Annotated in this window: 20 protein-coding genes, 2 pseudogenes and 1 other annotated feature; of the genes and pseudogenes, 7 read left to right on the top strand and 15 right to left on the bottom strand. The window is 57.4% G+C overall.

What is annotated here, in order from left to right; genetic code table 11:
* Positions 1–63 precede the first annotated feature (63 nt).
* The gene (gene pdxB / locus ACLRGG_RS08020) at positions 64–1,242 is read right to left on the bottom strand and encodes a 4-phosphoerythronate dehydrogenase PdxB (protein WP_416249232.1); all 1,179 of its coding nucleotides are present in this window, start codon (positions 1,240–1,242) and stop codon (positions 64–66) included.
* A 136-nt stretch (positions 1,243–1,378) separates the two neighbouring features.
* Here pdxB and ACLRGG_RS08015 point away from each other — a divergent pair, with 136 nt between their 5' ends.
* Complete coding sequence (locus ACLRGG_RS08015) at positions 1,379–2,290, top strand: DMT family transporter (RefSeq protein ID WP_416249231.1); 912 nt, start codon at positions 1,379–1,381, stop codon at positions 2,288–2,290.
* Between the two features lie 169 nt (positions 2,291–2,459).
* Positions 2,460–3,497 carry a flagella biosynthesis regulator Flk gene (gene flk / locus ACLRGG_RS08010; protein ID WP_416249230.1) on the top strand — a complete coding sequence of 346 codons (1,038 nt, stop codon included), beginning with the start codon at positions 2,460–2,462 and terminating at the stop codon, positions 3,495–3,497.
* A 15-nt stretch (positions 3,498–3,512) separates the two neighbouring features.
* Here the strand turns inward: flk and ACLRGG_RS08005 are convergent, their stop codons facing one another.
* Positions 3,513–3,962: a rhodanese-like domain-containing protein gene (locus ACLRGG_RS08005; RefSeq protein ID WP_416249229.1), complete on the bottom strand. Its 450-nt coding sequence runs from the start codon at positions 3,960–3,962 to the stop codon at positions 3,513–3,515.
* 30 nt (positions 3,963–3,992) lie between these two features.
* Here ACLRGG_RS08005 and ACLRGG_RS08000 point away from each other — a divergent pair, with 30 nt between their 5' ends.
* On the top strand, positions 3,993–4,517 hold the full coding sequence (locus ACLRGG_RS08000; RefSeq protein ID WP_416249228.1) for an aminotransferase class I/II-fold pyridoxal phosphate-dependent enzyme: 525 nt from the start codon (positions 3,993–3,995) through the stop codon (positions 4,515–4,517).
* On the opposite strand, the gene ACLRGG_RS07995 is transcribed toward ACLRGG_RS08000, so the two are convergent.
* Together ACLRGG_RS07995 and fabB are read right to left on the bottom strand one after the other, a co-directional pair.
* On the bottom strand, positions 4,511–5,683 hold the full coding sequence (locus ACLRGG_RS07995) for an MFS transporter (protein ID WP_416249227.1): 1,173 nt from the start codon (positions 5,681–5,683) through the stop codon (positions 4,511–4,513). The two genes, ACLRGG_RS08000 and ACLRGG_RS07995, sit on opposite strands and share 7 nt — an antisense overlap.
* Before the next feature lie 218 nt (positions 5,684–5,901).
* A complete protein-coding gene (gene fabB / locus ACLRGG_RS07990) occupies positions 5,902–7,122 on the bottom strand; it encodes a beta-ketoacyl-ACP synthase I (RefSeq protein ID WP_416249226.1) in 1,221 nt (406 codons plus the stop codon).
* Positions 7,123–7,277: 155 nt separating this feature from the next.
* Between fabB and mnmC the strand changes: the two genes are divergently transcribed.
* Positions 7,278–9,287: a bifunctional tRNA (5-methylaminomethyl-2-thiouridine)(34)-methyltransferase MnmC2/FAD-dependent 5-carboxymethylaminomethyl-2-thiouridine(34) oxidoreductase MnmC1 gene (mnmC, locus tag ACLRGG_RS07985; RefSeq protein ID WP_416249225.1), complete on the top strand. Its 2,010-nt coding sequence runs from the start codon at positions 7,278–7,280 to the stop codon at positions 9,285–9,287.
* A gap of 188 nt (positions 9,288–9,475) precedes the next feature.
* Here the strand turns inward: mnmC and ACLRGG_RS07980 are convergent.
* Positions 9,476–9,774, bottom strand: a pseudogene (locus ACLRGG_RS07980) (hypothetical protein); the annotation flags it as partial.
* Positions 9,518–9,634: a sequence feature (AL1L pseudoknot), on the bottom strand. Its footprint overlaps the pseudogene before it by 117 nt.
* 115 nt (positions 9,775–9,889) lie before the next feature.
* On the bottom strand, positions 9,890–11,146 hold the full coding sequence (locus tag ACLRGG_RS07975; RefSeq protein WP_416249224.1) for an amidohydrolase family protein: 1,257 nt from the start codon (positions 11,144–11,146) through the stop codon (positions 9,890–9,892).
* 170 nt (positions 11,147–11,316) lie between these two features.
* On the opposite strand from ACLRGG_RS07975, the gene gcvA reads away from it, so the two are divergent.
* Positions 11,317–12,243 carry a transcriptional regulator GcvA gene (gene gcvA, locus ACLRGG_RS07970; protein ID WP_416249223.1) on the top strand — a complete coding sequence of 309 codons (927 nt, stop codon included), beginning with the start codon at positions 11,317–11,319 and terminating at the stop codon, positions 12,241–12,243.
* A 29-nt stretch (positions 12,244–12,272) separates the two neighbouring features.
* Positions 12,273–12,418: pseudogene (locus ACLRGG_RS07965) on the top strand (IS3 family transposase); the annotation flags it as partial.
* A gap of 17 nt (positions 12,419–12,435) precedes the next feature.
* Here ACLRGG_RS07965 and ACLRGG_RS07960 read toward each other — a convergent pair.
* The 6 genes from ACLRGG_RS07960 to prmB all read right to left on the bottom strand — a co-directional run bounded on the left by ACLRGG_RS07960 (position 12,436) and on the right by prmB (position 17,160).
* Positions 12,436–12,717 (bottom strand): YfcL family protein, encoded by a 282-nt coding sequence (locus ACLRGG_RS07960; RefSeq protein WP_416249222.1) that lies wholly within the window; start codon positions 12,715–12,717, stop codon positions 12,436–12,438.
* A gap of 30 nt (positions 12,718–12,747) precedes the next feature.
* Positions 12,748–13,293 carry an elongation factor P hydroxylase gene (locus tag ACLRGG_RS07955; protein ID WP_067705771.1) on the bottom strand — a complete coding sequence of 182 codons (546 nt, stop codon included), beginning with the start codon at positions 13,291–13,293 and terminating at the stop codon, positions 12,748–12,750.
* Positions 13,294–13,399: 106 nt separating this feature from the next.
* The gene (locus tag ACLRGG_RS07950; protein WP_416249221.1) at positions 13,400–14,203 is read right to left on the bottom strand and encodes a sulfite exporter TauE/SafE family protein; all 804 of its coding nucleotides are present in this window, start codon (positions 14,201–14,203) and stop codon (positions 13,400–13,402) included.
* A 9-nt stretch (positions 14,204–14,212) separates the two neighbouring features.
* On the bottom strand, positions 14,213–15,037 hold the full coding sequence (gene mepA / locus ACLRGG_RS07945) for a penicillin-insensitive murein endopeptidase (protein ID WP_416249220.1): 825 nt from the start codon (positions 15,035–15,037) through the stop codon (positions 14,213–14,215).
* A 4-nt stretch (positions 15,038–15,041) separates the two neighbouring features.
* On the bottom strand, positions 15,042–16,127 hold the full coding sequence (gene aroC / locus ACLRGG_RS07940; protein ID WP_416249219.1) for a chorismate synthase: 1,086 nt from the start codon (positions 16,125–16,127) through the stop codon (positions 15,042–15,044).
* Positions 16,128–16,227: 100 nt separating this feature from the next.
* A complete protein-coding gene (prmB, locus tag ACLRGG_RS07935; RefSeq protein WP_416249218.1) occupies positions 16,228–17,160 on the bottom strand; it encodes a 50S ribosomal protein L3 N(5)-glutamine methyltransferase in 933 nt (310 codons plus the stop codon).
* Between the two features lie 184 nt (positions 17,161–17,344).
* Between prmB and smrB the strand changes: the two genes are divergently transcribed.
* Entirely contained in the window at positions 17,345–17,896 is a 552-nt protein-coding gene (gene smrB / locus ACLRGG_RS07930) for an endonuclease SmrB (RefSeq protein ID WP_416249217.1), read from the top strand.
* A 26-nt stretch (positions 17,897–17,922) separates the two neighbouring features.
* On the opposite strand, the gene sixA is transcribed toward smrB, so the two are convergent.
* The 3 genes from sixA to fadI all read right to left on the bottom strand — a co-directional run bounded on the left by sixA (position 17,923) and on the right by fadI (position 22,045).
* Entirely contained in the window at positions 17,923–18,405 is a 483-nt protein-coding gene (sixA, locus tag ACLRGG_RS07925; RefSeq protein WP_416249216.1) for a phosphohistidine phosphatase SixA, read from the bottom strand.
* A gap of 170 nt (positions 18,406–18,575) precedes the next feature.
* On the bottom strand, positions 18,576–20,735 hold the full coding sequence (gene fadJ, locus ACLRGG_RS07920) for a fatty acid oxidation complex subunit alpha FadJ (RefSeq protein ID WP_416249301.1): 2,160 nt from the start codon (positions 20,733–20,735) through the stop codon (positions 18,576–18,578).
* The gene (gene fadI / locus ACLRGG_RS07915; protein ID WP_416249215.1) at positions 20,735–22,045 is read right to left on the bottom strand and encodes an acetyl-CoA C-acyltransferase FadI; all 1,311 of its coding nucleotides are present in this window, start codon (positions 22,043–22,045) and stop codon (positions 20,735–20,737) included. Before fadI ends, fadJ begins: the two co-directional genes overlap by 1 nt.
* Between the last annotated feature and the right edge of the window lie 131 nt (positions 22,046–22,176).

Raw genomic sequence — 22,176 nt, 5'->3', positions numbered from 1 at the left:
CATAAAAAATTAAGGGCGGTGCAGTACCGCCCGGAGAAGCATTCTATTCCGTCCGGCCAGCGTTCAGCCTGCGGAAAGCGGATGAAAAACCGCATTAAAACCCAGTTTTTTCAGCAAAAGCGCCGTCTCTTCCACATCGCAGCTTACCCGCAGTGAAGACCACTCACGACGCTCAGGATAATTTTTGCGTAGCCGGTCAAACTCTCCCGGTATAGCCGCCACCTTCCGCAGCGGCGCATCATCGCGGCGCACATCATACACCAGATGCACCACTCTTTTTAGCGTTGCCTGATCCAGCCTGCCGTTAAGGGTAATATGGGTAAATTCAGGCGCGGGCAGCAGCGTATCCAGCGCCACCTGCTGCGGCTGGCCGAGCCAGGCCGTCCAGGCTTCAAAGACCTGGGTGGTGCCGCGCGCTTTACCTTCCAGGGTGTATCCGGCTATATGCGCGGTGGCAATATCAACTTTTTCCAGCAGCGGCAGGGAAAGTTCGGGTTCGGGTTCCCACACGTCCAGCACCACGCTGAGATCGCTGCGCTGATGCAAAACCTTAAGCAGTGCGGCGTTATCCACCACCGGACCGCGGCAGGCGTTGATCAGGATACTGCCGGGCTTTAGCGCCAGCAGCAAGGCCTCGTCGGCCAGGTGCAGCGTTTTGTACTCACCCTGCTTATTGAGCGGCGTATGGAAGGTGATAATGTCTGCCTGGGCGACCAGCGCATCGAGCGGCAGGAAAGCCTCCGGGTCGCCACGATCGGCACGCGGCGGGTCGCATAGCAGGGTACGAATGCCCAGCGCCTCAAGACGTGCCTGGAGGCGGCGGCCAACGTTACCCACGCCGACGATACCCACCGTGCGGTCTGCCAGCTGAAAGCCGTCGCGTTCGGCCAACAGCAGCAGCGAAGAGAAGACATACTCGACCACGGCAATAGCGTTACAGCCAGGGGCAGCCGAAAAGGTAATCCCCTGCTCTTTCAGAAAAGCCTCATCAATGTGATCGGTGCCAGCGGTGGCGGTCCCCACAAATTTTACCGGCTTGCCGCTCAGCAGTTCGGCATTCACTTTCGTAACCGAACGCACCATCAGTCCATCCGCATCGTCAAGCTCTGCCTGAGGGACGGGGCGCCCCGGCACCGCCACGACATGGCCGGTGCGACTGAAGAGCTCCCGGGCATAAGGCATATTTTCATCAACGAGGATTTTCACAATCGGTTTCCTGCATAAGCCAGTGAGGGCAGTCATTCTGCCACAAACCCGCTAAAGGGATAAGCCTTCGGTGCGGCGGCCCTTTGCGGTAAAGGCCGTCAGATTATCAGTATCTGTCCTGTCTCTGTGAAGGTTACACTGTTCACCATGATAAAATGATCCGGGACTGCCTGTGAATTTCCTGTTCCCCCTGCTGGCCGTATTGATCTGGTCGGTTAACGCCATTGTCAGCAAAGTTTCTGCCGGTGCAATCGATCCCGCCGCCATCTCTTTTTACCGCTGGCTGCTGGCCCTGCTGGTGCTCACGCCGTTTGTATTACCCGGCGCCTGGCGCAATCGTCAGCAGATTAAGCCGCAGTGGTGGAAGCTGCTGGTTCTTGGACTGCTGGGCATGGTGCTGTATCAAAGCCTGGCCTATTACGCTGCGCACAGCGTTAGCGCACTGTTTATGGGGATACTGAACGCGCTAATCCCCCTGCTTACCGTGCTGATTGGAATTGTACTGCTGCGCCTGGCACCCACAATGGGGATCGTCATCGGTAGCCTGCTCTCGTTTGGCGGGCTGGTGTGGCTGGTCAGCGAGGGGCATCCTCACCGGCTGCTGGCGCAGGGGATGGGTAAAGGTGAGCTGATGATGTTCGCGGCCTCCTCCTCGTACGCCCTTTACGGCGTACTGACGAAGCGCTGGGCGATAGCCCTGCCGGGCTGGCAAAGCCTGTACGTACAGGTATTGTTCGGGGTGCTGATGCTGCTGCCCAATTTTCTGCTGGCGCAGGACGTCTCCTTAACTGTACATAATATCCCGCTGGTGCTGTTTGCCGGGATCCCGGCCTCAATTGTGGCACCTTTCCTGTGGATCCAGGGCATGGTGCGTATGGGTGCCAGTACGGCCTCTGTTTTTATGAATCTGGCCCCTATTTTTACCGCCATTATTGCCGTGCTTTTTCTGCACGAACAGTTACATAGCTATCACTATATTGGCGGCGGGATAACCCTGCTGGGGGTGATTCTGGCACAGCGGCTGCGCACACCGCTGATGTTCAGGAAGGCACGGGCAGATGGGAATAACCCGCCCCCGCCCTGACGGTGCGTGTCTGCTTGCCGCTGGCAGACACACCCCATACTTCGCGGTGCTGAAAATAATTGCCCTGTCAGCCCCTCACCTCTACCTATCGCAGGGCGGGATTGTTATCATGGTGAATCAACCTTTCCGGCGCGCCCCGGACACAGACCTTTAGTGAAGGATTTTTGCCATGCAACCTCTCAGTGGCCCCGGTGCGCCGATACCCGGCGATCGCTCGGCGATCGATGCCAGAACGGATGCCAGTCGCACTGGCCCGGGCGATCAGCCACTGTCCCCCGCCCAGCGCACTACGCTTGAAAGACTGATTGTAAAAATCATGTCGCTCAGCGCGCTGAAATCGCCTGAGCTGTGGGCGGGAATGCGCCATGAAGTCGGAGTAAAGAATGATGCAGGGCTGCTGGCGCGCCACTTTCCCGCGGCAGAACAGTTTCTTAATGCACGTCTGTCGCAGGTGCAAAACACTCACGCCACGCGCCAGCTGTTTCAACAGCTTACCGACCTGCTGCCCGCAGGTAACAATCGCCAGGCCGTCAGCGACTTTATTCGTCAGCAATTTGGTCATACCGTACTCAGCTCGCTGAATCCCGATCAGCTGCGCCAGGTGCTGACTATGTTGCAAAATGGGCAGATGGCCATTCCTCAGCCGCAGCAAAACCGCATTACCGATCGGTCGCTGCTGCCTGCGGAACACCATACGCTTAACCAACAGATTGCCCGACTGGCGGCGGCGACCGGCGAGCAGCCCGTTAAGCTGTGGGCATCGGTACTCAAAGTCGTCAATCTGCACAGCGGCGATCCGATCCCTTCGCGTCTCTTTCCGCTGCTGACCCAGTATTTGCAGGTTAGCCAAACGCTGAGTCAACACGCCGCGCCAACGCTGCCGGTGCTGCTGGCCTCGCTGAAAGTGCCCTCTGACCATGCAGAACAGCGGCTGCTGGAAGATGCCAGTCAGCAGCGCTTCCAGCTACCGCCTCAGGCAGTCTTAACGCCTTACCAGGCGCAGGATCTGATGAATCTGCTGTTTGCGCGTCGAGCCGAACGGCTGAGAGAACAGCCGCTGGCGGACAGTGAGATCCATCCCCAGCCGATTGCGGCACCGCTGTTTGGCTATGTGCCGCAGGTACTGCAACCGATCGTCAATCGTCCGGTATTCACGGCCTTCGCGGTACTGGTGCTGGTTGGCTTTCTGCTGTGGGTCCTTCTCTGAGTTAACCGCTGACCGTTAGCAGCCGCAGTCCCGCGCCCGGGACTGCGTGGGCCAGCGCCCTGCCTCCTCCCCCTGTACCAGCGGATGACCGTCGCGCAGCCAGAAATCCAGTCCGCCAATTAACTCTTTTACCCGCAAACCCGCTGACGCCAGCTTCCAGGCCCCTTTGGTTGAACCATTGCAACCAATCCCATCACAATAGGTCACATAGACTTTGTCACGATCCAGCGGTAGCAATGATTCATGCGTCATCGTCCGGTGCGGGAAACTTATCGCACCGCAGATATGCCCGGCCAGATATTGTTCGGTGGATCGTACATCAAGCACAATAATTTCCCGGATCCCATTGGCTAAATCCTGGGCGAGATCCCAGGCGTCGGTATAATGGGAAAGCTTTTCATGCAGCCAGCGTGCACCTTGAGAGGCAGAGGGCGGCGGGAATTGCAGAACGGCAGATCCAGACATAGTGACTTCCTTTATTGAAGGTATCAGGTAATGATACGGGGATATGGCCTTAATACTGATACCCATTTATTGTATCTGGGGACATTCTCGAAAGTCATGTTCCCCTCGTTAAGGCTGGCGTATCTGGTTGTTCCCTCTTCGCTTGTCGATCCGCTTTGCCGACTGCGCAGCCTGATGGACGGTCACAGCGCGCAATTGATGCAGGCCGTCACCGCCGAATTTATTTGTAGCGGTCATTTGCAGGCGCATCTGCGATTAATGCGCAGGCTTTACGCCAGCCGCCGCAATCTGCTGCTGGATGAGATCCAGTATAGACTGGGCGAAAAGCTGCAGATCATGAGCCGGGGTAACGGGTTACAGCTGGCCGTAACCCTGACAGGCGGGGAAGAAGAAAAATTAACGCAGCAGGCGCGCGCCGATGGGCTATTGCTACCGCGTCTGTCGCCTCTTTATGCCTCAGCGTCGCCGCCACAGGGCTGGCTACTCGGTTTCTCCGCCCTGACGCGGGCGGAGATTATTCATGCCGTCGATAAGCTGGCGCGGCTGCGCTACTGACGGCCGACGGACATAACTACGGCAATACCCAGCAGCGCGCAGGCAGCGCCAGCGAGATAAACCGAGCCGTAGCCCAGAGATGTTGCGAGGATCCCGGTTAACGGCCCGCTGGCACCGTAGGCGATATCCTGAAAGGCGGAGAAACCGCCCAGCGCCGTGCCGCGCACCTGGGGAGCGACGCGCCTCACCACTTCCACCCCCATCGCCGGGAATACCAGCGAACAGCCACAGCCGGTCAGCGCAGCGCCCGCCAGCGCCATCGTTCCGCTACTGGCGAATCCCAGGATCAGCAGCCCAATGGCTTCAATCAACAGCGAAAACAGCGCCACGCGCACGCCGCCGAAGCGATCCGGCAATCCGCCAAACAGGACGCGGACCAGAACAAAAGCCAGGCCAAACGCGGTAAGCGCCAGCCCGGCATTGCCCCAGTGCCGACTGGTGAAATAGAGCGAGGTAAAGGTGCCAATAACGGCAAACCCCGTTCCCTGGAGCGCCAGCGCGCAGCCCGGCGACAGAATTTGCCCTATCACTTTCCTCAGCGGCGGACGCTCGCCCCCGTGCGTGGGCACAGGTTTAACCCAGACGTTAAACAGCAGAGCGACCAGCGGCAGAAAAATCGTTGCAAGGCCCATCGCCATAAAGCCCCACTGGCTGTGAAGCCATAATCCCAGCGGCGCACCGGCCGCTAGCGCGCCGTAGATTGCCATACCGTTCCATGACATCACCTGCCCCGAACGCTTTGGCCCGACCAGACCCATGCCCCAGGTGAGATTCCCGGTCAGCAACTGGCTTTCGCCAAAGCCCAGCAGCAGCCTGCCCACCACCAGCAGCGCAAACTTTGCCATCACCGGCACCGGCAGTAGCGCCGCCAGGACGTAGGCGACGCCAACCAGCGCACAGGCCAGCATACCCTGTAGCGTCGATCGCTTTGCGCCACGCTGATCGGCCAGCCTGCCCGCGTAGCCGCGCGTCAGCAGCGTGGCGAAAAACTGAATGCCGACGGCTACGCCGACCATCACGTTATTCAGCCCGAGCTGCTGATGAACAAATAAGGGAATTACCGGCAGCGCCAGCCCGGCGGTAAGGTAAGTTAAGAATACAGCGAATGAAATGCTGCCCAGCGAAACCGTTGCGCTGGCAGGGGATGTGATAGTAACCGCAGACATAGTGTCACGTCTCTCCTTGTTGATAACGTAAGGGTGCGTCAACCACGCGCACCCGTGTTGCCAATGCCGAAGCAGTGGAACGGATGCGTTGGTTAACGTTAAACGCTTACGCAACATCGTGACGACGTTGAAGGCGTTAACTTAAATAAAAAGCGTCTGACTGGCAATAAAAAAAGGGAGAGCCTTTACGGACTCTCCCTTTTTCCAACCTCCGGTGATTACAGCTTGCGCATCACCAGCGTGGCGTTGGTGCCACCAAAGCCGAAGCTGTTAGACATCACGGTCTTCAGGCTCTGCTCGGTCGGTTTGGTCACGATATTCAGCCCCTCAGCAGCGGGATCCAGCTCGTCAATGTTGATGCTTGGCGCAATAAATCCGTGCTCCAGCATCAGCAGCGAGTAGATTGCTTCCTGAACGCCTGCCGCACCCAGTGAGTGACCGGTCATCGCTTTTGTCGCAGACATCGCAGGCATCGCATCGCTGAACACTTCACGGATTGCGCCCAGCTCTTTCACGTCACCCACTGGCGTGGACGTACCGTGCGTATTCAGATAGTCGATTGGGGTATCCACGCCCTGCATCGCCAGTCGCATACAGCGCATTGCGCCTTCGCCAGATGGCGCAACCATGTCCGCGCCATCGGAGGTTGCGCCGTAGCCAACCACTTCTGCATAGATATGAGCGCCACGTGCCAGCGCATGCTCCAGCTCTTCAACCACGACCATGCCGCCGCCGCCTGCAATAACAAAACCATCGCGGCTGGTGTCGTAAGTACGGGATGCCAGCTCAGGCGTTTCGTTGTAACGGGTTGAGAGCGCGCCCATCGCGTCGAATTCGCAGGACATTTCCCAGCACAGCTCTTCGCCGCCGCCGGCAAATACCACATCCTGTTTGCCGAGCTGGATCTGCTCAACGGCATTACCGATACAGTGCGCAGAGGTCGCACAGGCCGAGCTGATGGAGTAGTTGACGCCGTGAATTTTGAACGGGGTTGCCAGGCAGGCGGAAACGCCGGAGGCCATCGCCTTGGTAACCATATAAGGACCCACGCCGCGCAGGCCTTTAGCGCGCATGCCGTCAACGCTGGCTGCCTGGTTGTAAGGTGAACCGCCGCCGGAACCGGCAACCAGCCCCACCCGCGGGTTGTTCTGGTACTGTTCGTTGGTCAGGCCAGAGTCTTTGACCGCTTCCAGCATAGAGATATAAGCATAAATGGACGCGTCACTCATAAAACGCAGACTTTTGCGATCGATGAGGCTGGCGATTTCGTCTTTAGAGAGTTTGACGTTACCCCAGATGTGACTACGCATGCCGGAATCTTTTAGCTCCTGAGAGAAGGTAATGCCGGAGCGACCTTCACGCAGGGACGTCAGAACTTCCTCCTGGTTATTACCAATGCTGGAGACGATTCCCAGGCCTGTAATCACTGCACGTTTCATTCAATACCTCATAACTTCTATAGTAGGATTCGAGGAGCACTTTAGCTTACAGTTGTACGCCGAACAAGTCCGATCAGCATTTTACTTTTGTAAATTTGCGCGAGCTGGCTCACACCGTTACAATCGCGGCACTGCCTGATAACTGAGCTTTTGCCGTGAAAAATGCCCCCATCGAGCACGCCGAACTGAGCTGGAATGAAGAAGGTACACCTGTATCCCGAGCATTTGGCGATGTCTATTTTTCTAACGAAAGCGGCCTTGAAGAAACCCGTCACGTTTTCCTTGGCGGCAACCGCATACCCGACCGTTTTGAACACCATCCCAGAGCACTGTTTATTACCGCGGAAACGGGGTTTGGCACCGGACTGAACTTTTTAGCCCTCTGGCAGGCGTTCGATCAATTCAGGCAGCAACATCCGGACTCAAGATTACAGCGTTTACACTTTGTCAGCTGTGAGAAATATCCGCTTAATCTGGCCGATCTGACCAGTGCGCAGGCCCGCTGGCCGACGCTGGCGAAGTATGCCGCCGCGCTGCAGGCGCAGTGGCCCGTTGCCCTGCCCGGCTGCCACCGCCTGCTGCTGGACGAGGGCCGCGTTACGCTCGATCTGTGGTTTGGCGATATTAATCAGCTGATCCACACTTTTGATGACAGCCTGATGCAGCAGGTTGATGCCTGGTTTCTGGATGGTTTTGCGCCATCGAAAAACCCGGATATGTGGACGCCGGAGCTGTTCGCCTGCATGGCAAAGCTGGCGCGTCAGGGCTGTACGCTGGCGACCTTTACCGCCGCGGGTTTTGTCCGACGCGGGCTGGCCGATGCCGGTTTTGAAACTGGAAAGCGTAAGGGTTTTGGCCCCAAGCGCGAGATGATCTGCGGTGAGATGACGGCGCCCTCCCCCGTGGGTAAACAGCAGCCCTGGTACGCCCGCCCGGCGGCAGAAGGCGACGACATTGCGCTGATTGGCGGCGGCGTAGCCAGCGCCCTGCTCGCCCTGGCGCTGCTGCGACGCGGCAAAAACGTCACGCTATACAGCGCCGCTGCGCAGCCCGCCGCAGGTGCTTCCGGCAACCGTCAGGGCGCGCTCTACCCGCTGCTTAATCATCACGACCCGGCGCTGGCGACCTTTTTCCCCACCGCCTTCACCTTTGCCCGACGCCTTTATGACGCACTTGCGCTGACGTTCGATCACGACTGGTGCGGCGTCACGCAGCTGGCCTGGGATGAGAAGAGTGCGGAAAAAATCGCTAAAATGCTGACCCTGGCGCTGCCGGAAGAGATAGCCCGCAGAGTTGAGACTCAGGAGGCCGAAGCGCTATGCGGGGTTGAGACAGGATGCGGTGGCATAACCTATCCGCTGGGCGGCTGGCTTTCCCCCGCTCAGCTTACGGCGCAGCTGCTTGAACGGGCAAAACAGCGCGGACTCAGGCTACACTGGAATCACCGTCTGAGCGCGCTGACCGCGCATGATGGCCGCTGGACGCTCGATTTTTCCGACCTGCCGAGCCAGCAAGCTCCGACCGTCGTGCTGGCGACCGGATACGAACTCGCCGCTTTTCCGCAAAGTGATAGACTGCCCGCCTACCCGGTCGGCGGCCAGGTGAGCCATATCCCCACCACGCCCACGCTGGCGCAGCTAAAGCAGGTGCTGTGCTACGATGGTTATCTCACCCCGGCTAATCCGCAAAATCAGCATCACTGCATCGGTGCCAGCTACCATCGCGCCGACAGCTCAACGGCCTACCGCGAGGCCGATCAGCAGGAAAATCGCCAGCGGCTGATCCGCTGCCTCCCCCATCTGGCATGGCCTGAGGAAGTGGATGTGAGCGCAGGCCTGGCCCGAAGCAGCGTGCGCTGCGCCACCCGCGACCATATGCCGATGAGCGGCCCGCTGCCGGACTATGCGCGTACGCTCGCAGAGTACGCCACTCTGGCGCAGCATAAGGACCAGGCAGCAAATGCCCCGCTGCATAACGGCCTGTTCGTGCTGGGTGCGTTGGGATCGCGGGGATTATGCAGCGGCCCGCTCGCCGCCGAGGTGCTGGCCGCCGAACTATGCGGCGAACCGATCCCGCTGGATCGCGATACGCTGGCCGCGATGCATCCCAACCGTTACTGGGTCAGGAAGCTTCTGAAGGGAAAAGCGGTGAAATCGTTCGCCTAAAACGAATTCTGGTTCATTTTTCTCTTTCGCATCCTTCCCGGTGACGCATTCTGGTCTGGACACTCTCTCACGGCGCGACTTACTGAACCGCCCCGGTTTCCTGGGGAGTCTTTTGTCTGGAAACTCAGGCGGCCAGCACCTTATTCCCGATGGAAGCATAATATGCCTGTTCCGCTTTTGACCAGGTTTTCAGGATGCCGACACAGTTGCTGTTGCCGGTAATATGTTGACGGGGCGATATCCAGATCGTGGCATACCGGTCCGAGCCCATGTTTATCGCGCAGGGTATCCACCAGGGCCGCTATGTTTTCCACAGGCGGTCGAACTCTGCCTTCGCAAAATACGCTGAGCCGCCCCCACCCTTCGCATCGCGCTCATACTGACGCAGCCAGATACGCAGGGTCGCTGGTGGACAGCCAATTTTCGGGGCGATGGAGCTGAGGGCCGTCCACTGTGAGTCGTAACCGGACTGTCCTTTGATGACCATACGGACGGCTCGCTGACGAACTTCGGGGGAAAACGTATATTTTAGTCATCCTGTTTACCTCTCTCTCAAAGAGTTTGGTCTCCAGGGTTACCGGGGCGGTTCAGGCAAACTTTCGTCATCTGGCAGGGGGCATGAGGGTATCGCGTCCCGAAAGTCGTTTGCCGCAAATCCATACTTCCCGAATATTTTGGGTCAAATAAATATCTTCAAGAGGATTGCCTTCCACAATAAAGAAGGAGGCAGGTTTCCCGCAAGTTATCTCTGTCATCTCCGTAGCGAAAAGTTGCTTGTTAATTTGCAGAGCCGCTTTCAGGCATTCACGCGGGCTCATCCCTGCCAAATTCATTAACTGTAATTCGCGATGCTGTGCAAAACCTTGAAGTTTCATCCTGAAGCCGCTATCGGTGCCAAGCCCAATGGGTACATTCATTGCATGGACGCGTGCAACGTTTTCACAGGCAATTTCTAAACTCTTTTTTGACCTGTCGGGAGTGTGAGAGAATTTTTTATCACGCAGTCTCACAGCGATATCCTTCCCGGAAGCCAGGAAAAATTCGTTTCGCATATAAGGATTATCATCAAGCGAGAAAGCATATTCGGCCTCTTCACGCGAAAGAGTGGGAACGAGCGATGTCCCCATTTCAGCCATGTTTGCGATCAATTGGGGGGACATTAATTTGTCGCGTACTGAGTGGGCCAGCACATTGACGCCTAGTGATACCAGTGCTTCGGCATCCACATGAAAATGCACGTGTGCGAACGTCACGATCCCATGTTGATGGGCCTCTTTAATCACCGCTCGCATAACTTCAATCGGTATTTTTGGAAATCTCCCGCCGAAATCATCCACCCATACTTTCAAGGTCCTGCATCCAAGATCGGCCATTTCCTTAACCTGCCTTATGGCCTGTTCCGGCTCTATAGGGCGAAATCTGGGTTCGGGAGACGTCATTTCCGGTGGCCAGCCCTGTACAGCGCCGAAGCCAATACCTGCGCTGTATCCGAAAGCCTTATCCGCAGCCTCACCGCTCACGATTCGATTTCGCAGGCGCTCCTGCAGCCATCGCTGGTCCGTCCCTAGTGAGTGGACATGCCCCACGCCGCGCGTTGCCAGATGGCGTAATTGAGCGTCAACGCGTTCCAGCGTGTGAAATTCCTGCGCATCAATTACGCCATCCGAAATTGCCAGGTGGGCATGGGAGTCCGCCAAAAGAGGTATTGCCGTCACTTCGGTTGTTTTAGTTTTCTCACAGGGATTTGCAGGAAGAATATTATGGATTTTTCCAGAAGGCCCAATATTGATGATTGATGGACCAAGATCGCTTCCATCCAGGGCTATGAGATGATTAACTGTAATTTCGGTGGTGTTCATTAGCATCCTCTATTTTAATCAATTGGCTTGTTCGTTATATAAGAAAACGGGCAGATTCCTTAACACGCATAGTCAGTGAATAACACAGGCCCTGAACAACATCATATTCGTGTATTGTTTTGTACCCTAAGGATTTGCATTGACATGCATTGTGAGCAAAATTGACAGAGATGATCCCATACTTACCCTCAATTCAGACTTTACGTGCATTTGAGGCAGCGGCTCGACACCTCAGCTACAGCCGTGCTGCTCACGAACTTTCGCTGACGCATAGCGCAATCAGCCATCATATATCACGACTGGAAAAGGATCTTGGTGGACGTAAACTCTTTGTCAGGGAGGGTCAGGGTATGCTCCTCACTGATGTGGGCCAGGTCCTGGTCATGGAGGTGCGTCAAGGTCTGTGCCTGTTGACCAGAGCCATAGAGAATGTGTGCCGTCAGTCAGATAAGGTTGCTATCAAACGTAGACTGGCTGTAAGTGTGCTATCCAGCCTTGGTTCCCGGTGGCTGGTTCCCAGACTATACCGTTTTCAAAATCACCATCCCGAAGTGGACATTGCTATTCACACCACGTCGACGCTTGCGACTTTGGATCGCCGTGATGGAACAGATATTGCCATCCGATATGGGGCTGGCCAGTGGCAGGGGCTTAAATCAGTTCCTCTTGTGAAAAGCTTTATTTTTCCAGTTTGTAGTCCAGACTTCCTGTTACACACTCGGATCGAGCAGCCTGAAGACCTTATAAAGGCCCCCCTGTTGCGTAATCCACGTCAGAAATGGCAATCCTGGTTTCTTGCCGCAGGCCTGGACGTATCAGAGCCAGCGTATGGTTCTGTGTACGATGATGCCGGGCTTTTACTTCAGGCTGCGATCTCTGGCCAGGGAATAGCCCTGGCCAGAGATATTCTTGCCGCAGACGACATTGAAAGCGGACGACTTGTGCGGCTTTTCAATATCAACGTCGAGGAAGAAGCAGATTTTGGATGGTTTCTGGTATGGCGAGAGCCCCTTAAATGCAATCGTGCAGATTTCGAGGCATTTCGGACGTGGCTTGAGCACGAAATGTCATTAAGCGCTAAATCGCCGCAGGTTTAACAGACACTTCAAAGCCATTCTTGAGTTCCCCCCTGGGTCTTTACGCCTGGCCTCGTCAGCCGTATTCACAACGCCATCAGGCAGAGCGAAAACTGACGGGACAGATTGAAAGCTGCACTGGCAGGGATCGGAATACGTTTATAGCTATCGCAGGATCCCTCTCGACCTGCGAGACAGGCTATACCCTATAAATCAGGCAGACCTGCGCGCCTGTAGAAACAGATTATCCCACATGCCAATCACCAGCGCCTGATCGCGCGGCGAGAGCTCGCCGGCCTGGATGGCGTTTTGCAGGCTTTGCTGCACCTGAATTTGCAGGGCCTCCGGCGTATGTTCGCCCGACTGTTCGATCTCAGCCACCGCCAGGGTCAGGTGACCACGCAGATAGCCGCTGGCAAAAAGCTCGTCATCGCTGGCACTTTCCACCATATCGTCGATCAGGGCCAGGATCCGCGCTTCAAATTCGTCAATCATATTGTTCCTCTTGCTTGCTTTCCCCCATCATCACAGATCTTCCGGCCAGGGAAACTGTGACGCGGTTAGCGGGGGCGTTGAATAATAAGTGCAAAGTTCGGCAATAAAGCGCGCCGGGCGGGCGGGTATGCCCTGTTCAAAATACGTCATGACCTGTGCATGAACCCTGCGCTGAAAAGCGATGCGATCCGGCTCACAGTCTCCACTGAGATTGTCACAACTTACGTTGAAGGGAAACCCTGCTGCAACACAAAACAGCCACTCCAGCGCCTGAGGCTTAATTTCAACGGATTCAAACTGGCTCTGCGTCGTGGCATCGCGTCCATCCGGGCAGTACCAGTAGCCAAAATCAACCAGTTTGCGGCGTTCGGCCCCGGCAATACACCAGTGAGAAATCTCATGCAGGGCGCTGGCGTAGTAGCCGTGAGCAAAAACCACGCGGTGATAATTCACCTCGTCGTCAGCAGGAAGATAGATCGGTTCATCATCGCCTTTAATCAGGCGGGTCTGAAAGTCCTGATAAAAGCAGCGGTCAAAAATCTCAATCAGCTGTGAATAATCGTGTGTCGTTCTCATGATTCGTTTCTTCTGGAACAGATCCGCGCAGGATGGCTGCTGCGCGTCGGAGGGAGAATGTTACTGGCCTGCGCCATCCCTGACAGGCCCAAACGCCGTGATTATCTCAGGCAAATAGCTGGTGACACCAGGCTGCAATTGCCGCGCCGTGGCTGTCATACAGCAGTTTGGCACTCATTACCGCAGAGACGGTGACCACCATCGGACGGATCAGCGCCTGTCCGCGGCTGAGCACCATCCTCGCGCCCAGTCTGGCGCCACAAATCGCCCCCACCAGCATCACCAGCCCGGTGCCCCACACCACCTTGCCGCCGAACATAAAAAACAGCAGGCCGCCCAGGTTAGAGGTGAAGTTCAGGACTTTAGCATGCGCGGTGGATCGGGCCAGGTTATAGCCGCACAGCGTGACAAAGGCCAGCGCGTAAAAAGAGCCTGCGCCGGGGCCGAAAAAGCCATCATAGAAGCCGACACAGCCTCCTGCCACCAGCGCAAAAGGCAGCCCGTGCAGGCGGCGATGACGATCCTCTTCGCCCACTTTCGGCATCAGTAAAAAATAGAGCCCGATAGCTATCAGCAGCAGCGGCAGCACCTGACGCAGCAGTTCAGCATGAATATGCTGGATCAGGAGTGCGCCCAGTATTGAGCCGGTAAAGGCCATAGCAATATTAAGCTTCTGCTCGCGCAGGTCCACCGCCTTACGTCTGACAAAATAGAGGCTGGCTGAGAAAGAACCGCCAACGGACTGCACTTTGTTTGTCGCCAGCGCCTGCGCCGGAGAAAGCCCCAATGACAGCAGGGCCGGAACCGTCAGCAGCCCGCCGCCTCCGGCAATGGAGTCAATAAATGCGGCCAGCATAGCGATAAAAAACAGCCCTGCCACCAGTAGCGGGCTGACGACAAACCAGTCCATTTTTTGTCCTTAAAGAAGGTGTTTATCCAGCAGTGCCTGACAGGCCGCCGGAAGCGGCGGCGGCTCAAGTTTGACGGGTTTACCTCTGCCGGGCTTCGGCGGGGCAAACCAGCTTTGCAACTCTGCGCCGCAGCCGTCGCCCGGCGGTGGAGCAGGCTGATCCTGACATTGCAGGCTTCCCGCCGGACAGCGCAGACGCACGTGCATATGTGCCCGATGACCAAACCAGGGCCTTACCTTACGCAGCCAGTCGCGATCCGCGCCGGCATCGGCGCAGAGCTGCTGTTTAATCGCCGGATTAACAAAAATCCGCGTGACGTCGCTGTCCTTTGCCGCCAGCTTGATCAGGCTGTCGATTTGCGGCTGCCAGTGTCGGGCGACAACGGTTTTACCATCGGCAGAAACCAGGTCAAGCGGCTGTGGCTTAAGCAGCATTTGCTCACTCCAGCGGGTCTGTGGCAGCTGTAGCCAGATATCCACATCCAGCCCGGACTGATGGCTGGCGTGACCGCTGCTAAAGCGCCCGCCCGCCGCCATGCCCATATCCCCGATCATCACTTCGCCCAAATGCAGGTGATGAACCTGGTTGCTGAGCCGTTGAATAAACAGAATCAGATCGGGATGACCAAAGTAGCGGCGCTGATCCTGGCGCATCACCTGATAGCCGGTGGCATTAAGCGGTAGCATTTCCGCGCCTACGATACAGCCATTAGCAAAGGCACCAATGGACTGCGATACGCCGGGGACGGGCTGCCGAATGGATTGCCAGGGGGTGGCGGCGTAGCTGGCAGTGGCAATCAGCAGCGCACTCAGGGCTGACAGAATTTTTTTCACAGGGTCACCAACGTGGGATGTCCGTTTTCACGTCAGCGTTTTGAGCACGCTGGCGCAGCAGATGGTCCATCAGGACAATCGCCATCATCGCTTCGGCGATAGGCACTGCGCGAATACCCACGCAGGGGTCATGGCGACCTTTAGTGACCATCTCCACCTCTTCGCCAAAGCGATTGATGGTTTTACCCGGTACGGTAATGCTCGAAGTGGGCTTCATGGCAATCGTTGCAAGGATTTGCTGGCCGCTGCTGATACCGCCGAGAATGCCGCCCGAGTGGTTGCTCTGAAAGCCGTCCGCACGGATCTCATCCCGATGCTCACTCCCGCGCTTATTCACCACCGCAAAGCCGTCACCGATCTCCACGCCTTTCACCGCGTTGATGCTCATCAGCGCATGAGCCAGGTCAGCATCCAGGCGATCAAATACCGGTTCGCCAAGGCCTGGCGGGACATTTCCGGCTACTACGGCGACCTTAGCGCCAATGGAATCGCCCTCTTTTTTCAGCGCGCGCATCAGTTCGTCAAGCGCATCGAGCTTAGACGGATCGGGGCAAAAGAAGGGGTTCTGTTCAATCTGATCCCAGTCCCGCAGCTCACAAACCACGTCGCCCATCTGCGCCAGATAGCCACGCACCGCAATACCGTGTTTCATTTCCAGGTACTTTTTGGCAATGGCCCCGGCCGCCACGCGCATCGCCGTTTCGCGCGCTGAGGAGCGCCCGCCGCCGCGATAGTCACGCAGACCATATTTCTGTTCGTAGGTGTAATCCGCATGGTTAGGCCGGAAGACATCTTTGATGGCGCTGTAGTCCTGAGAGCGCTGATCGGTATTCTCAATCAGTAAGCCGATGCTGGTGCCGGTGGTGACGCCTTCAAACACGCCGGAAAGGATTTTGACCCGGTCAGGTTCGCGCCGCTGGGTGGTATAGCGTGAGGTGCCGGGACGGCGGCGATCAAGATCGTGCTGAAGGCACGCTTCGGTAAGGGGAATTCCCGGCGGTACGCCGTCAACAATACAGCCGAGCGCCACCCCATGGGATTCCCCAAAGGTGGTGACGCGGAAAACCTGCCCAATCGTGTTACCAGCCATCTTGACCTCTTAATTCTGTTTTAAAGGCTCACTTATAGCCGCCGGTAACCCTCAGGCGAGGGCCTCCTGCGGAGCGCCTTGTGTACGCTATATAGGATATTTAATCTTTAAACATGCTGAAATGGTGCGCAGCGTCGATAATCTGCTGCCGCGTCAGCATAAACACGCCGTCCCCGCCGTGGGTGAACTCCAGCCAGGTAAAAGGCACATCGGGATACTGTTCAACCATATGCACCATGCTGTTGCCCACTTCACAAATCAGCACGCCCTTTTCGCTCAGATAATCCGGCGCATTAGCCAGAATACGACGCGCCAGCTTCAAACCATCGCGGCCCGCAGCCAGCCCCAGTACAGGCTCATGGCGGTATTCATCAGGCAAATCGTCCATGTCTTCTTCATCCACATACGGCGGATTAGTGACAATCAGATCGTAAGGCGTTTTCGGCAGCTCCCGGAACAGGTCGGCACGGATAGGCGTCACGTTGTGCATCATCCCATGTGCGTCAATATTCTGCTCGGTCACCGCCAGCGCATCGGTAGAGATATCGACCGCATCCACCTCGGCCAGCGGGAAGGCATAGGCGCAGGCAATGGCCAGGCAGCCGCTGCCGGTACACATATCCAGAATATGCTGTGGTTCATCAGTGATGATCCCGTCGAAACGCGCACTGATCAGCTCACCAATCGGTGACCGTGGCACCAGTACGCGCTCATCGACGTAAAACTCATGGCCGCAGAACCAGGCTTTATTGGTCAGGTAGGCGACCGGAATACGCTCATTGATGCGGCGGATAACCCGCTCCACAATCAGGTTACGCTCGCTGGTCGTCAGCCGCGCCGCGCGCATATCTTCCGGAATGTCCAGCGGCAGATAAAGCGACGGTAAAACCAGCTGGACGGCTTCGTCCCACGGGTTATCGGTGCCGTGTCCATACCAGATCCCGGCGGCGGAAAAGCGGCTGACCGACCAGCGCAGCATGTCCTGAATGGTGTGCAGTTCCCTGACTGCCTCATCAACGAAAATTTTGTCCAACGTGCCCTCCCCAGGCCTGACGACTCTCTGGCCGCTAGTTTGCCATGAAGCGCAGCTAAATTCAGCGCAGCAGCGTGAAAAAGCTGACATTTGTTTTCAGACGGCAAAAGTCAGGTAGACTGGAGGTATTATTGCAGCGGATTCAGGATAAACCGCGTCCAACACAGCGGGATCACGACAGAAAATGAGTAAAAATAAACCTCTCAGCACTGAGGATCTGGACCTGTTTCGAGGGCTGATGGCCGGAACGCGGAAGCTGGCCCAGGATACGATCGTCCATAAGCCGGTGCGTAAAAAGCTAAGCGAGGTGCCACAGCGGCGCCTGCTGTCAGAGCAAATTGACGCCAGCCACTACTTTTCAGATGAGTTTCAGCCGCTGCTGGCCGAAGAAGGTCCGGTGCGCTACGTACGCAGCGACGTCAGCCACTACGAGCTGAAAAAGCTGCGTCGGGGTGATTACACGCCGGAGATTTTTCTGGATCTGCACGGCCTGACGCAGAAGCAGGCCAAGTCAGAGCTGGGTGCGCTGATCGCCGCCTGCCGCCGCGAGCACATCTTTTGCGCCAGCGTCATGCATGGACACGGTAAACACGTTCTTAAGCAGCAGACGCCGCTGTGGCTGGCGCAGCATCCAATGGTGACGGCCTTTCACCAGGCCCCGAAAATGTTCGGCGGCGATGCCGCGCTGCTGGTATTGATTGAGATCGAAGAGTGGCAGCCGCCCGAACTTCCCTGAGCGGCTGTGAGCTGACCTGACAGAAACTACATCGCTTTCGCCAGCCTGGACGGGCTAACCTGCCAGGCAAGCGTACCGCAGTCTTTATCTGCATTGTATTCAACACAGGCGATAGCAGAAGTCGCGAACATCGGTGGAGCTTCCTGGGGACAAAGCTCGGAGACGAGATAGCCCACCAGCGGCAGATGGGAGATAACCAGCGCGGAACGCACGCCCTCTTTTGCCAGTGCCTGGAGGTAGCAGGCGACCAGCGCCGGATCGCCGCCCGGAGTGAGCTCCGGCAACACATCCTGCCCGTCGGGCAGCGGCAACGCCTCGCGCACCGTTGCCAGCGTTTGTTGCGCGCGTAAATAGGGACTCACCAGCACACGCTCAATATCCACCGTCTGGTCATTTAGCCAGACAGCCATCTGGCGTGACTCATCGCAGCCGCAATGAGTGAGAGGTCTTACTGAATCACTGGCCGCATCGAGCGCCGCGTCGCCGTGACGCATAATGAAAACTTGCATAATGCACCGCTGTTGTTAAACAAAAACGCCGGAAAACACAGCTCTCCGACTCTTCATTCTGTGAATGAACGCTGTGTTGTACCCTAATGCCTTAATGCGAGTCAACCGATTGTTTACTAAATGAGCGCTTTGCAGAATAGGCCCATTATCCCCCTTCTGAAGGCAAAAATCTAACCCGCTGAATCTGCATGGCTATTTAAATCCTCCCTGGCGGGCCAGAATTTTGACCGGGTTAGCGCCATTTCACGCAGCCGTTGGCAGGGGGTAAAACGCTCCCCCTGGTCATGGGTCAGCCGCTCCAGGGTCCGCACCACCTCTTCCGCACCGAGCCTGTCCATATAGCGGAAAGGTCCCCCCAGGAAAGGCGGAAAACCGACGCCGAATATGGCGCCGATATCGCCATCGCGGGGGGACAGGATCACCTGCTCATCCAGCGTTCTCGCCGCTTCATTCAGCATCATCATCACACAGCGCTGGGCAATATTTTCACCGCTGAGGTGCGTCCGGGGGGTGAGATTAAGCAGCCTGTAGATGTTGGGATCGGCCCGTTTTTTTCTGCTCAACCGACGGCCGTCATACAGATAGAAGCCCCGACCGTTTTTACGGCCTTTACGATCGTCATTCAGGATCGCCGCTACCGCTGCGGGCGCGCTGAAACGCTCTCCCCATGCCTGGGTCAGAATGGGCAGAATATGCGTACCGATATCAATGCCAACCTCATCAAGGAGCTGGATGGGACCGACCGGAAAACCAAACTGCACCAGCGCGTTATCTATCGCCTCTATCGGCTCTCCTGAGAGCAGGCAGTGCAGCGCTTCATTTATGTAGGGCGCCAGAATGCGGTTAACGTAAAAACCGGCGCGATCCGCCACGACTATCGGCGTTTTACCCAGTTTTTTTGCCAGCGCCACGGTCGTGGCAACGGTTTCAGCATGGGTCCCTGCGTGGGGGATCACCTCAACCAGCGGCATTTTGTCAACCGGGCTGAAAAAGTGCAGGCCAACAACGTTTTCCGGTCGCTGCGCCCCGGCGGCGATATCGCCGATGGGAATGGAGGAGGTGTTCGAAGCGAATATCGTTTTCGGGCCGCAGTGCGCCTCCACCTCTGCCACCATCTGCTGCTTCAGAGGCAGCGCTTCGAATACCGCCTCCAGCACCACGTCGCGCCGGGAAAAACCGGAAAAGTCAGTGCTGCCCGTGATACGCGCCATCTGCTGCTGTCGTTCAGCCGGGCTGATACGCCGTTGGTTCACCTGCTTAGTCAGGCGATCCCAGCTGTATTTCATGGCGTGGTTAATACCCGCGCCGTTGATATCTTTGATACGCACCGGCAGACTGCCGCGCGAGGCCACGACGCAGGCTATTCCGCCCCCCATCAGCCCACCGCCCAGTACGCCGACGCTCCTGATCGGGTGCGGCTGCGCGTCCGCTCCTGGTTCTTTTTTCATTTCGCTGGTGGCGAAGAAAATACTGCGCAGCGCGGCGGACTCGGGCGTCATGGCCAGCTGCCCGAAGGCTTTGGCTTCCGCATCATAGCCGCTGCCGCTACCGTGCTGTAGTCCAGTGCGTACCACGGAGAGGATTTTGTCGGTGGCCGGATAGTTCCCCCGGGTTTTGGCCCGGGTCTGTCTGCGGGCGAAAGCAAAAAGTAAGGCCCGTCCGGCAGGCGCATTCAGCAGCCGCTGACGCAGCGGCTGCGCTTTTTTCAGCGTCCTCCCCTGCAACACCCGGTTTACTGCGGTATCCAGCAGGACAGACTGTGGCACCGCCTCATCTACCAGACCCATTTTTAGCGCCTGACGGGCACGCAGGGTTCGCCCGCTGAGGATAAGATCCAGCGCGGCAGAAGCGCCGACAAGCTGCGGCAGCCGCTGCGTGCCACCCGATCCGGGCAGCAGGCCCAGCTGAACCTCCGGCAGGCCAAGACGGGTTTTATCGTCCAGGGTACAGACGCGCTGATTGCAGGCCAGCGCCAGTTCCAGACCGCCCCCGAGGCAGGCGCCATGGATCGCAGCCACCACCGGCACCGGCAGCGCGGCAATCTCCGCCATCACTTTTTGCCCTTCACGCGCCAGCGTTTCCGCCTCCCCCGCCGTTTGACATCCGGCGATCATCGCAATATCGGCCCCAGCGATAAAAGAGTCCGGCTTACCTGAAATCAATACCAGCCCGGCCAGCTGCGGATTTTCGCGGGCACGTGCAATAACCTCGCGGATTTGGCTGGCAAACTCCGCCCTGAGCGTATTCACCTTTTCGCCGGGAACGTCAAGAGTGATCACCGCCACATTGTCGGGACGCATGAGTAGTGAAAACGCCGTTGAATTTTCCATCACTCTGCCTCCAGAACCATTGCGGCACCCAGGCCACCGGCTGCACAGGCGGTGACCAGGCCCAGGCCGCCTCCGCGTCGGCGCAGCTCATGGAGCGTCTGGGTGATCATACGGGCGCCCGTCGCGGCAAAAGGGTGACCATAGGCAATTGACCCGCCCAGCACGTTAAATTTTTCGTCATCCACCTCCCCCAGCGCCTGGGGGCGATTGAGGACATCGCGGGCAAAATGTGGGTCCGCAAACATTTTCAAATTGGCCAGCGTCTGCGCGGCAAAGGCTTCGTGCATATCGATCAGCGTCAGATCGCCAAGGGTGAGGCCGGCCCGCTCCAGCGCCAGCGGCGAGGCCCAGGCCGGACCCAGCAGCATATCGTGGCGCACATCGATGGCGGTAAAGGCATAGCTGCGCAGATAGCCAAGCGGTGTAATGCCCAGCGATTTTGCCCGCGATTCACTCATCAAGACCACCGCGGCAGCACCGTCGGTGAGCGGCGTGCTGTTGGCGGCGGTCACCGTGCCGTGGTGACGATCGAAAGCAGGCCGCAGCTTCGCGTAATCCGCAAGGCCTGAATTTAGCCGCACGTTATTATCCTGCGCAAACGGCATATGCCAGGGCGGTACACAGGCGGTCATGACCTCACCGCTCAGCCTGCCCTCCTGCCATGCCTGCGCCGCCCGCTGGTGTGAGCGATGCGCCAGCGCATCCTGCTGCTCGCGGGTAATTGCATGGCTTTTTGCCATCTGCTCGGCGGTGTCGCCCATCCGCAGTCCGGTAGAATATTCCGCCACGGCGGGTGGAACGGGCAGCAAATCGCGTGGCCGAAGCTGGCTGATGAGCTTCATTTTCTGCGAAAAGCTTCTGGCCTTGCTGAGATCCACCAGCACCCTGCCCAGCTTTTTACTCACGCCGATGGGCAGGACCGAAGAGGAATCTGCCCCGCCAGCGATACCCGCCTGGATATGCCCCACCATCAGGCTTTCCGCCACGTTGGCTACCGCCTGAAAGCTGGTGGCGCAGGCGCGGCTGACGCTCCAGGCGTCGGTATGGACGCTCATTCCGGTGCCGAGGACAATTTCCCGCGCAATGTTCGGTGCCTCCGGCATCTGCACCACCTGGCCAAACACCAGCAGCTCAATCACCTCTGGAGGAAAGTCGCTACGCGCCAGCAGTTCGCTAATTAGCATCTGGCCCAGCGCCACAGCGGGAATGCCGTGCAGCGCGGTCGCCTGCCGGGCAAAGGGAGTGCGTAATCCGTGAGTAATGGCGATGCGATCGCCACTGCGCGTCAGCAAAGGAAGCGCTTTGCTCATTCTTATCACCTGTTAAGGGTCACGGGCATCATTGCCAAAGAGGTCAGACCTCTAATGTTAACAAGAATTTTACAAGGTGCACGGAGAGAGGGATAAAAATGAGAGGAAACACACGCTTTGTGCCCCGGTGA

Origin of the sequence: Erwinia sp. PPS120 (assembly GCF_047918655.1) — a bacterium.
Taxonomy (GTDB): Bacteria; Pseudomonadota; Gammaproteobacteria; order Enterobacterales; family Enterobacteriaceae; genus Erwinia; species Erwinia tasmaniensis_A.
This window is presented reverse-complemented; position numbering and strand designations above follow the sequence as displayed.